Source organism: Bradyrhizobium sp. (assembly GCF_004799405.1).
Classification (GTDB): domain Bacteria; phylum Pseudomonadota; class Alphaproteobacteria; order Rhizobiales; family Xanthobacteraceae; genus Bradyrhizobium.
Genome location: NZ_SSMW01000106.1, coordinates 1 through 11821, shown reverse-complemented (window position 1 = coordinate 11821; position 11821 = coordinate 1). Strand labels below are relative to the sequence as shown.

Genomic DNA, 11821 nt, shown 5'->3' with positions numbered 1-11821 from the left:
CTGGTCGGTGACGACATCGTCGCGGCGCTCGATCTCAAGACCGACCGCAAGAACCGGAAATTGCTGATGCAGAAATGGAGCTGAGTCGGCAACGGCGCGAGGAAGAACGTACGCAAGGAGCTGAAGCGCCGCATCGAGGAAGAACTGCACCGTTTCGAGCGGTTTCAGCTGGCGCAATGAGGCATTTCGCGGGAACCGGCAGCCTCAATCCCGGTTAGTTCCAGCCAACCGGGCTATTGGAGGGCGTTATGGGCAACGACAAATCGATCCTGGAAAAATTCACTGATAAGGTCAAAGACATCGCGAACATTGCTGCGGACGCCGCCAATCACGCCCTGAGCGCGGAAGAACCGGCGCTCAAGCCCGGCGAGCAGGCGGTAGCCTACATGCCGATGGCCGCCGACGGTTTTGTTTCGGAGCCGATGATGGTCGCGCCGATCACCGGTGCCCGGAAGAAGAAACGCGTCGTGGCAAAACCGGCGAAGAAGGCGCGCAAGAAAAAAACAGCCGGGGCAACCGGTGAGCAAGTCCGCCAGACGATCCATCAAGAGATCCGCTGCGAAGGCCGGAAAGAAACCTGCCGCCGGGAAATCAAGGCAGGCCGCGAAAAAGACGGCGAAGAAAACCAGGAGGAAAACGGCCGGCACGCGGGCGAAGCGGTAGGCCGAAAAGCACTGCGCCGTAGTCGCGCTCCCCGACCAAGGTGGCTTGCCGAACCGTCATTCCGCTCACGAAATCATGATTACTGACGAATATTGACAATCGTCATTCCGTAATTCACACTTTCCTCGGCTTTAATCGAGGGAAGTGGTCATGCTCGTTCGTTCCATTTTAGCAAGCTATTCCAGGCTCTTGGCTGGAGTATCGCTGGCGCTGCTGGCAATCGCGCTGACCGGTTGCGATGACAAGGTGGCCGAGAAAACAGCGCCCTCCCGTCCGGTACTGGTGGCGACCGTGCATTACGAGGCGGAATCGCCGGAGCGCAGTTTCGTCGGCACCATCAAGCCCCGGATCGAAACCGACATGGGCTTCCGCGTGCCCGGCAAGGTCGCCAAGCGCCTGGTCGAGGTCGGCCAGACCGTCGAAATCGGCCAACCCTTGGCGACGCTCGACGAGGTCGACCTGCAACTGCAGGCCGAACAGGCCGAGGCCGAACTCCGTGCCGCCACCGGCGTGCTGGCGCAGGCCGCCGCCGCCGAGACCCGCGCCAGGGATTTGCGGGTCAAGGGCTGGACCACGGACGCGCAACTCGACCAGAGCAAGGCCGCGGCGGATGAAGCCCGCGCGCGCCTCAATCGCGCCGAGCGTTCGGTCGAACTCACCAACAATTCGCTGTCCTACGCAACGCTGCTTGCCGACAGCCGCGGCGTCGTCACCGCGACCCTGATCGATGCCGGGCAAGTCGTGGCCTCCGGCCAGACCGCAATCCGGGTTGCGCGCTTTGCCGAAAAGGAAGCCGTGGTTGCGATACCGGAAACTTTGCTGGAGCGGGCGAAAGACGGCACCGCCTCGGTGACGCTGTGGTCCGAGCCCGAGCGGAAATACGCGGCAAAACTGCGCGAGATCGCGCCTTCGGCCGATCCCGCGACCCGGACTTATCTGGCAAAATTTTCGCTGCCTGACGCGGGCGATCAGGTCTCGCTCGGCATGACCGCGACGCTGACGCTGGCGGATGCGACGACGATGCGCGTGGCACGGCTGCCGCTGTCGGCATTGTTCAGCCAAGGCGGCGATCCCTCGCTCTACATCGTCGACGACAAGGGCGAGGTGACGTTGAAGCCGGTCACGGTGAAATCCTACGAAACCGACGATGTCGTCATTACCGGCGGCGTCGACGAAGGCGCCAGGGTCGTCGCCTTCGGCGGCAGAAACTCGATCCGGCCCAGAAGGTCCGCGTCGTCTCGTCATTGTCGTTTTGAGGGAGGAGGGCACGATGAAACGCTTCAATCTGTCCGGCTGGGCGGTCAGCCATCCCGCATTGATCCTGTTCCTTGTCATCGCGCTCAGCACGGCCGGTTTCTTCTCCTACCAGCGGCTCGGCCGCGCCGAAGATCCGTTCTTCACGGTGAAGGTGGTGAACGTGTCGGCGATCTGGCCGGGTGCGACCGCCGCCGAGATGCAGATGCAGGTCGCCGACCCCATCGAGAAGAAGCTGCAGGAGCTGCCTTATTTCGAAAAGGTGCAGACCTATTCGAAGCCGTCCTTCACGGCGATGCAGGTCACGTTCAGGGATTCGACCCCGCCCAGGGAAGTGCCCTATCTGTTCTATCTCCTGCGCAAGAAGCTGGCCGACGTGCAAGGCGAGTTGCCGGCCAATCTGCTCGGCCCCGTCGTCAACGACGAATTCAGCGACGTCGATTCGATCCTCTACATGATGACCGGCGACGGCGCCGACTATGCGCAGTTGAAAAAGGCCGCCGAAGGCATGCGCCAGAGGGTCCTGAAAGTGCCGGGGGTCACCAAGGTCGATCTCTACGGCACCCAGGACGAGAAGATCTTCGTCGAATTCTCCCATGCCAAGCTGGCGACGCTCGGGATAACGCCGCAGGCATTGTTCGATTCGCTGGCCAAGCAAAATAACGTCGTGCCGGCTGGCACCGTGGAGACTTCCTCTCAGCGCGTGGCGTTGCGCGTCACCGGCGCGCTCGACGGCGCCAAGGCGGTCGCGGAGACGCCGGTCGAAAGCAACGGCCGGGTGTTTCGCCTCGGCGATATCGCCACCGTCACCCATGGTTTCGTCGATCCGCCGAGTTTCGTGGTGCGCCAGCAAGGCAAGCCCGCGCTCGGGATCGGCGTGGTCACTGCCAAGGGCGCCAACATTCTCGAACTCGGCAAGGATGTCGCCGACGCCACCGCGGAGTTCATGAAGGCGGTGCCGCAGGGCATCAATGTCGACCAGATCGCCGACCAGCCCAAGGTGGTCGAGCATGCCGTCGGCGAATTCGTGCACTCCTTCATCGAGGCGCTGGCGATCGTGCTGTTCGTCAGTTTCGTCGCACTGGGCTGGCGCACCGGGATCGTGGTGGCGCTGTCGGTGCCGCTGGTGCTGGCGATCGTCTTCATCGTGATGAATGCGATGTCGCTCGACCTGCATCGCATCACGCTCGGCGCGCTGATCATCGCGCTCGGCCTGTTGGTCGACGACGCCATCATCGCGGTCGAGATGATGGTGGTGAAGATGGAGCAGGGCTGGGACCGCGTCCGCGCCGCTTCCTTTGCCTGGGAATCCACCGCCTTCCCGATGCTGACGGGAACGCTGGTCACCGCGGCTGGATTCCTGCCCATCGGCTTTGCCAATTCGGCGTTCGGCGAATATGCCGGCGGCATTTTCTGGATCGTGGCGATCGCGCTGGTCGCGTCCTGGTTCGTCGCGGTGATCTTCACGCCCTATATCGGCGTCAAGCTCTTGCCGAACATCACGGTCAGCCACAACCACGATCCGCATGCGGTGTACGAGACGCGTTTCTATCGCGTCTTGCGCGGCATGATCCAGTGGTGCGTCAACCATCGCGTCAAGGTGGTGCCGGCGACGGTCGGAATCTTCGCGCTGTCGATTGTGGCCTTCGGCCATGTGCAGCAGCAGTTCTTCCCGCTGTCCGAGCGGCCCGAATTGTTCCTGCAATTGCGCCTGCCCGAGGGCACCGCGTTCCATGTCACCGAGCAGTCGGTCAAAAAGGCCGAGAAGCTGTTGAAGGATGACGGCGATATTTCGACCTATACCGCCTATGTGGGTCAGGGTTCGCCGCGGTTCTGGCTCGGGCTCAACCCGCAACTGCCGAATGAATCCTTTGCCGAAATCGTCATCGTCGCCACAGATGTCCAGGCGCGCGAGCGGATCAAGGCGCGGCTGGAGAAGGCGGTCGACGATGGCGCACTGACCGAAGCCCGCGTGCGGGTCGATCGTTTCAACTTCGGTCCGCCGGTCGGCTTCCCGGTCCAGTTCCGGGTGATCGGGCCGGATGCTAGCATCGTGCGCGACATCGCCTACCGGGTGCGCGACGTGGTCAGGCAGAACGACAAGGTCAAGGATCCGCAGCTCGACTGGAACGAAGAGACGCCGTACCTGAAGCTGGTGGTCGACCAGGATCGCGCCCGCGCGCTTGGCCTCACCCCGCAAGACGTGTCACAGGCGTTGAGCATGCTGATCTCGGGCGCGCCGGTGACCACGGTGCGCGACGGCGTCGAGAAGGTCGGCGTGGTCGCGCGCGCGGTGCCGTCGGAGCGTCTCGATCTCGGCCATGTCGGCGATCTCAGCGTCACCTCGCGCAACGGGGTCGTGGTGCCGCTCTCGCAGATCGCCAGGATCGAATACTCCCACGAGGACCCGATCCTGTGGCGGCGCAACCGCGACATGGCGATCACGGTGCGCGGCGACGTCGTCGATGGCGTGCAGGCGCCCGACGTGACCAACCAGATCTGGCCGAAGCTGCAGTCAATTCGCGACAGTCTCGAGCCGGGCTACCGGATCGAGATGGGCGGCGCGATCGAGGAGTCCGCCAAGGGCAATGCCTCGATCTTCGTCCTGTTTCCGCTGATGGTCATCGTCATGCTGACGCTGTTGATGATCCAGTTGCAGAGCTTTTCGCGCCTGCTGCTGGTGTTTCTCACCGCGCCGCTCGGCATTATCGGCGCCTCGCTCGGGCTGAACGTCGCCAACCAGCCGTTCGGCTTCGTGGCGCTGCTCGGGCTGATCGCGCTGGCCGGCATGATCATGCGCAACGCGGTCATTCTGGTCGACCAGATCGAAACCGACGTGGCCCATGGCCTGGCCCGCAAGGAAGCCATCGTGGAGGCGACGGTCCGCCGCGCCCGCCCGGTGGTGCTGACGGCGCTGGCCGCGATCCTGGCGATGATCCCGCTGTCGCGCTCGGCGTTCTGGGGCCCGATGGCGATCACCATCATGGGCGGATTGTTTGTTGCAACCTTCCTGACCCTGTTGTACTTGCCGGGTCTCTACGCGCTCTGGTTCCGCAACAGCCTTGAGGAAAGCGGTCCAGCGAGCACACCGACCTTGCGCCGCAGCATCAGGATGAAGTGCAGCCCGCATTTCCGCTTGCCGCGGCCGCGGAATAATTGAACAGTAGAGTCCCCATGACGCTGATTTCGGAAAATAGCGAAACCGACACGCGAGAACGGATTCTCGTGGTCGCCGAGCGCCTGTTTCGCGAAATCGGCTACCAGAAGACCACCGTCGCCGATATCGCCAAGGTGCTGCGCATGAGCCCGGCGAACGTCTATCGCTTCTTCGATTCAAAGAAGGCGATCCACGAGGGCGTTGCGCGCGGCTTGATGGCCGAGGTCGAGGACGCGGCGCACTCGATCGCCGCCCGGCCCGGGCCGGCGGCGCAGCGCCTGCGTGAACTGATGACCTCGATCCACCGCATGAATTCCGAGCGTTACGTCGGCGATTCCAAGCTGCACGAGATGGTCGAGATCGCGATGGAGGAGAGCTGGCAGGTTTGCGTCGCCCATATGGAGCGCATCACCGAGACCATCGGCAGCGTCATCGCCGACGGTGCCGCGCGCGGCGAATTCGAGGCCCCCGACGTACCGCTGGCGGCGGCCTGCGCCTGCACCGCGATGATGCGGTTTTTCCATCCGCAGATGATCGCGCAATCCGCCGACAAGCCGGGACCGTCGCTCGACCAGATGATCGACTTTGTCCTCGCGGGACTTGCGCTGCGCGGTGCGGTGAGGCGTTGAGGAAGCTTTGCGAGCCAACCGGTCGCGCCAATGCGCGCCCGATGACAGGCTCCGCGAAGCAATCCAGGGGCGGCATGACAGCATGGATTGCTTGGTCGCTTTGCTCCTCGCAATGACAGCCTAGATGAGGCTGAAGGGAATATCGCCATGGACGCATCGAGCCCCAAAGACATCCACTTCTACGAGCCGGCGAGCGGCCACGGCCTCAGGCACGACCCGTTCAATGCCATCATCGCCCCGCGCCCGATCGGCTGGATCTCGTCGCGCGACGCCAAGGGCAACGTCAATCTCGCGCCCTACAGCTTCTTCAACGGCTTCGCCTACACTCCGCCGATCATCGGCTTTTCCTCCACGTCCTGGAAGGACAGCGTCGTCAACGTCCAGGAGACCGGCGAATTCGTCTGGAATCTCGCCACCATGGATCTGGCCAGACAAATGAACGCCACCGCGGCGCATGTCGCCCATGATGTCGACGAATTCACCATCGCCGGATTGACCGCGGCGCCGAGCAGGCTCGTCAAGGTGCCGCGGGTGGCGGAAAGTCCGGTGTCGTTCGAATGCAAGCTGACCCAGATCATCCAGTTGCAGGGCGCCGACGGCAGGAAGGCGCAGGCCTGGCTCACGCTGGGAGAGGTGGTGGCCGTCCATATCGACAAGGCCTTCATCAAGGATGGCGTCTACCAGACTGCATTGGCGCGCCCGATCGTGCGGGCCGGCCGCCGCGGCGATTATTTCGAGATCAGGCCGGACGCCATGTTCGAGATGACCCGGCCGGATTGACCTTGGTTCTCCCTCGCCCCGCGCTTGCGGGGTCGAGACGAGCGAAGCTCGCTCTTAGAGGGTGGGGAGAGGGGCCTATCCGCGAAATTGCTGTCAGTTGATAGAACTGTACCCCCTCACCCGGATCGCAAGGGCGATCCGACCTCTCCCCGCAAGCGGGGCGAGGTGACAACCAGTTCGCACATTCGCCGATTCACTTGAGATTCATTTTGCTCTAAATATCGCTTAGAACAGCGTTTTCGGAACGGAAGTCCCCTATAGTCGTTAGATTGTATCGAGGCCGGATCAATTTCGCTTTACCCTGAATGCGAACTATCAAATGATTCCTGCGCTTTCCTGCTAAATTGGGTTGCCTATCCAGCGAATGCGGGCCTTTCGGCCGCGCGGATGTTTCGACCACGAGGACATCGCCATGAGCACCTTTCGCCGCGATTTCATCACCAAGCCGATCTTCTCCTGGGCGCGCACGGTATTGCCGCCGATGTCGGACACCGAGCGCGAGGCGCTGGAGGCCGGCGACGTCTGGTGGGACGCCGACCTGTTCACCGGCAATCCGGACTGGTCGAAACTGCTGGCCAATGCGCCGGCGACCCTGACGCCGGAAGAACAGGCCTTTCTCGACGGCCCGGTCGACGAGCTCTGCGTCATGCTCGACGACTGGAAGATCAATTGGGAATGGCGGGACCTGCCGCCGGAAGTCTGGGACTTCATCAAGCAGAAGAAATTCTTCGGCATGATCATCCCGAAGGAATATGGCGGCCTTGGCTTTTCGCCCTACGCGCATTCCGAAGTGGTCCGCAAGATTTCCTCGCGTTCGCTGGTGGCCGCCGTCACCGTGATGGTGCCCAATTCGCTGGGGCCGGGCGAGCTGCTGATGCGGTTCGGCACCGGCGAGCAGCAGCAGCAATGGCTGCCGCGGCTTGCCGACGGACGCGATATTCCCTGCTTTGGATTGACCAGCCCGGAAGCCGGCTCCGACGCCGCCTCCATGATCGACAGCGGCATCATCTGCAAGGGCAGTTTCGAGGGCCGCGAGGTGCTGGGCCTGCGCCTCAACTGGCACAAGCGCTACATCACGCTCGGCCCGGTCGCGACGTTGTTGGGGCTCGCCTTCAAGGCCTATGACCCGGACCACCTGGTCGGTTCGGAGGATGACCTCGGCATCACCGTGGCGCTGATTCCGACCCACCTGCCCGGCGTCGAGATCGGCCATCGCCATCTGCCGGCGATGCAGGTGTTCCAGAACGGCCCGAACTGGGGCCGCGACGTCTTTATTCCGCTCGATCACATCATCGGCGGCCAGGAACGCCTGGGCCAGGGCTGGAAAATGCTGATGACGGCGTTGGCCGCCGGACGCGGCATCTCGCTGCCGTCGCTGTCGGCGGCGGGTGCGGCCTATGCCGCGCGCACCACCGGCGCCTATGCGCGGATTCGCGAGCAGTTCAACGTGCCGATCGGAAAGTTCGAAGGCATCGAGGAGCCGCTGGCCCGGATTGCCGGCACCGCCTATCTGCTCGATGCGGCGCGGCGGTTGACCTGTGCCGCGCTCAACCAGGGCCATCATCCGGCGGTGATTTCCGGCATCATGAAGCTGCACGCCACCGAGCGGATGCGCACCGTCATCGACGACGCCATGGACATCCACGGCGGCAAGGCGGTGATCGACGGGCCGCAGAATTACATGGGCAATCTCTATCGCTCGGTGCCGGTCGGCATCACGGTGGAGGGCGCCAATATCCTGACCCGCAACCTGATCATCTTCGGCCAGGGCGCGATCCGCGCGCATCCTTATCTGCTGGAAGAGATGAACGCGCTCGGCGACCAGGATCAGGCCAGGGGGCTCGATGCATTCGACAAGGCATTCTGGAAACATGTCGGTCACAGCGTGGTCACGCTGTTCCGGACCTGGGGCCGGAGCTGGACCGGCGGCCTGTTCGCGCCGGCGCCGGAGGCCGGCGCGGCAAGCGGATTCTATCGCCAGCTCTCGCGCTACTCCTCGGCGTTCGCGCTATGCGCCGATATGGCGCTGCTCACGCTCGGCGGCGCGCTCAAGCGCAAGGAAATGCTGTCGGCGCGGTTCGGCGACATCCTGTCGGAGCTGTATTTATTGTCCGCCGCGCTGAAACGCTGGCAGGACGAGGGCCGGCAGCAGGCCGACTTCGTCCTGCTCGAATGGTGCATGGCGAGCGGCTTTAAGACCATCGAGAACCGCTTTGCGGAAATCCTGGCGAATTTCCCCAACCGTCCGATCGCCTTCATCCTCAAATTCCTGGTCCAGCCGTTGGGCGCCCGCGCGCTCGGCGCTTCCGATATCGTGGTCCATCAATGCGCGCAGCTGATACTGGAGCCGTCGGCGGCGCGCGATCGCCTGACGCCGAACCTGTCTCATGTCGATGACGACAGGGGCGCGGCGCGGCTGGAGAAGGCATTCCTGCTGGTCACCGGCGCGGAGGACATCGCCAAGAAAATGCGCGCCGCCCACCTGCACGACGTCAAAGACGCGGTCAAGAAAGGCGTCATCACGCAAGCCGAGGGCGACCGGCTTGCGGTGGCGCATGAAGCGGTCTCGAAGGTGATCGAGGTCGACGATTTCGCGCCGGAAGCGCTGTCGCCGATCTACAAGAAGCCCGCCGACGTGCATCAATTCTTCCAGAACATCGGCGAAACAAGGGCGGCAAGCTGATGGCGCGGCCGGTTTTCATCATCGACGGCAGCCGGACGCCGTTCCTCAAGGCGCGCAGCGGACCGGGCCCGTTCACCCCGGTCGATCTCGCCGTGCAATGCGGCCGGCCGCTATTGGCCCGGCAACCGTTCGCGTCTGCCGCCTTCGACCAGGTGATCCTGGGCTGCGTCAACGTCATCGCCGACGAGATGAACCCGGCGCGGGTCGCGGCATTACGGCTCGGCATGGGCGAGGCGATGGTGGCCTTCACCGTGCAGATCAATTGCGGCTCCGGCATGCAGTCGATCGATACCGGCTATCGCTATATCCGCGAAGGCGTTTCGGACCTGATTCTGGCCGGCGGCGCCGAAGCGCTGAGCTACGCGCCGCTGGTGTGGCCGCAGCAGGGGGTGCGCTGGTTTGCGGGACTAGCCGGTGCCAAGGGAATTCTCGCCAAGCTCGCCGCGATCGCCAAGGCTCGCCCGGCCTATTTCAAGCCGATCATCGGGCTCGAGCGCGGACTGACCGATCCGATCACCGAACTCAATATGGGACAAACCGCCGAAGTGGTCGGTCACCTCTTCGGCGTCACCCGCGAACAATCCGACGCCTACGCCGCCGAGAGCCACAAGCGGCTGGCCAACGCGCAGTCGCAAGGCTGGCTCAAGGGCGAGGTCGAGACATCGTTCGCGCGCGACGGCAAGTTCTACGACCACGATGACGGGGTGCGGCCGGATTCGACGCCGGAGACGCTGGCGAAATTAAAGCCGGTGTTCGAGCGCCCCTGGGGCCAGGTCACCGCCGGCAATTCCTCCCAGATCACCGATGGCGCGTCATGGACCATCCTTGCCTCGGAAGACGCGGTCAAAAAGCATGGTCTTGTGCCCAAGGCCGTGATTGTCGACAGCCAATGGTCGGCGCTCGATCCCAGCATCATGGGCCTCGGCCCGGTATTGTCGGCGACCGAACTGTTGAAGCGCAATAAATTGTCGCTCGGGGATATCGAGACCTGGGAGTTGAACGAGGCGTTCGCCACGCAGGTGCTGGGCTGTCTGGCCGCCTGGAACGACGAGAAATTCTGCCGCGAGATTCTCGGGCTCGAGGGCGCGGCCGGAGAGATCGATCGCACCAAGCTCAACGTGGACGGCGGCGCCATCAGCCTCGGCCATCCCGTCGGCTGCAGCGGCAACCGCATCGTGCTGCATCTGGTCAATGCGATGAAACGACTGGGCACCAAGCGCGGCATCGCCACCGAATGCATCGGCGGCGGGCAGGGCGGCGCGATGCTGATAGAGACGGTGTGATGATGGATTCGAGAGTCTTGGACGTTCTCGCCGATCGCGTGCTCGAATTAGGGCCGAAGCCCGACACCGGGGCCTACCGCAATTTCAGGCTCACCCGCGACGCCGACGGCATCGCCTGGCTGTTGTTCGATCGCGCGGACGCCAGCGCCAACACGCTGTCGGGGGATGTCATCGAAGAACTGGACAAGGTGCTGGCGGCGCTGGAAAGCCAGCGGCCGACCGGAATTGTCATTCGCTCGGCGAAAAAATCCGGCTTCATCGCCGGCGCCGACGTCAATGAATTTCGCGGCGCGACCGATCCCCGCCTGGTCGAGACCTCGATCGGCCGGGCGCACGCGGTGATCGACCGTCTCGAAGCCTTGAAGATTCCGACCGTCGCCGTCATCCACGGTTTCTGCCTTGGCGGCGGCCTCGAAGTGGCGCTCGCCTGCCAGTCGCGGATTGCGATCGACGGCGCGCGCTTTGGCTTTCCGGAAGTGATGCTCGGCCTGCATCCCGGCCTCGGCGGCACCGCGCGTTTCACGCATCTGGTCAACCCGATGCAGGCGATGACGCTGATGCTGACCGGCAGGACGATCGACGCGCGCAAGGCGAAGTCGCTCGGCCTGGTCGATGCGGTAACGCAGGAACGGCACGTCCGCAACGCAGTCAAGGACGCAGTGTTCGGCCGCTTGAAACGCGCCCGGCCCGGCATTCTCAACACCGTCCTGAACGCCGGCCCAGTCAGAGGCTTCCTCGCCTCGCGGATGCGCGCCGAAGCCGAAAAGGCCGCGCCGCACGAGCATTATCCCGCGCCTTACGCGCTGATCGATCTCTGGGAAAGGCACGGCGGCGACAAGGCGGCGATGCTGACGGCCGAAAAGATCTCGTTCGCCAACCTGATGGTGACGCCGACGGCGCAGAACCTGATCCGGGTGTTCTTCCTGCGCGAGCAGATGAAGAAACTGGCGGGAAGCGGCAACAAGGTTGCCCACGTTCACGTCATCGGCGCCGGCGCGATGGGCGGCGATATCGCCGCATGGTGCGCCAGCAAGGACCTGCGGGTCACGCTCGCCGACATGAAGCCGGACCCGATCGCCGGCGCCATCAAGCGCGCCGCGGACCTGTTCGGCAAGATCATCCACAAGCCGACCGACATCCGCGACGCGCTGGACCGGCTGATGCCCGATCTCGACGGTGAGGGCGTCCGCAACGCCGACCTCATCATCGAAGCCGTGCCGGAAAAGCTCGAGCTGAAGCAGAAGGTCTATGCCGGGCTGGAACCGAAAATGAAGCCGGGCGCGATTCTGGCCACCAACACCTCCAGCATTCCGCTGCAGGATTTGCGCTCGACGCTGGCGAAGCCCGAACGGCTGGTCGGCTTGCATTTCTT

6 protein-coding genes and 3 pseudogenes are annotated in these 11821 nt (G+C 63.8%); all 9 read left to right on the top strand.

The genetic code is table 11. The annotated features are described in order from the left end of the window. Positions 1-180 (top strand): annotated as a pseudogene (locus E7813_RS16550) (cytoplasmic protein); the annotation flags it as partial. Positions 181-248: 68 nt separating this feature from the next. Beyond that, positions 249-749 (top strand): hypothetical protein, encoded by a 501-nt coding sequence (locus tag E7813_RS16545; protein ID WP_291575626.1) that lies wholly within the window; start codon positions 249-251, stop codon positions 747-749. A gap of 64 nt (positions 750-813) precedes the next feature. After that, positions 814-1919: pseudogene (locus tag E7813_RS16540) on the top strand (efflux RND transporter periplasmic adaptor subunit). A 14-nt stretch (positions 1920-1933) separates the two neighbouring features. Further along, positions 1934-5073: pseudogene (locus E7813_RS16535) on the top strand (efflux RND transporter permease subunit). An 18-nt stretch (positions 5074-5091) separates the two neighbouring features. Continuing rightward, a complete protein-coding gene (locus E7813_RS16530; protein ID WP_291575623.1) occupies positions 5092-5703 on the top strand; it encodes a TetR family transcriptional regulator in 612 nt (203 codons plus the stop codon). A gap of 147 nt (positions 5704-5850) precedes the next feature. Beyond that, positions 5851-6483 carry a flavin reductase family protein gene (locus E7813_RS16525; protein WP_291575621.1) on the top strand — a complete coding sequence of 211 codons (633 nt, stop codon included), beginning with the start codon at positions 5851-5853 and terminating at the stop codon, positions 6481-6483. Positions 6484-6895: 412 nt separating this feature from the next. Then, the gene (locus E7813_RS16520; RefSeq protein WP_291575619.1) at positions 6896-9166 is read left to right on the top strand and encodes an acyl-CoA dehydrogenase; all 2271 of its coding nucleotides are present in this window, start codon (positions 6896-6898) and stop codon (positions 9164-9166) included. Further along, positions 9166-10449, top strand: a complete 1284-nt coding sequence (locus tag E7813_RS16515) for an acetyl-CoA C-acetyltransferase (RefSeq protein WP_291575617.1) — start codon at positions 9166-9168, stop codon at positions 10447-10449. The genes E7813_RS16520 and E7813_RS16515 overlap by 1 nt, the downstream gene beginning before the upstream one ends. A gap of 2 nt (positions 10450-10451) precedes the next feature. After that, the coding region (locus tag E7813_RS16510) for a 3-hydroxyacyl-CoA dehydrogenase NAD-binding domain-containing protein (RefSeq protein ID WP_291575615.1) at positions 10452-11821 on the top strand (1370 nt) is incomplete at its 3' end.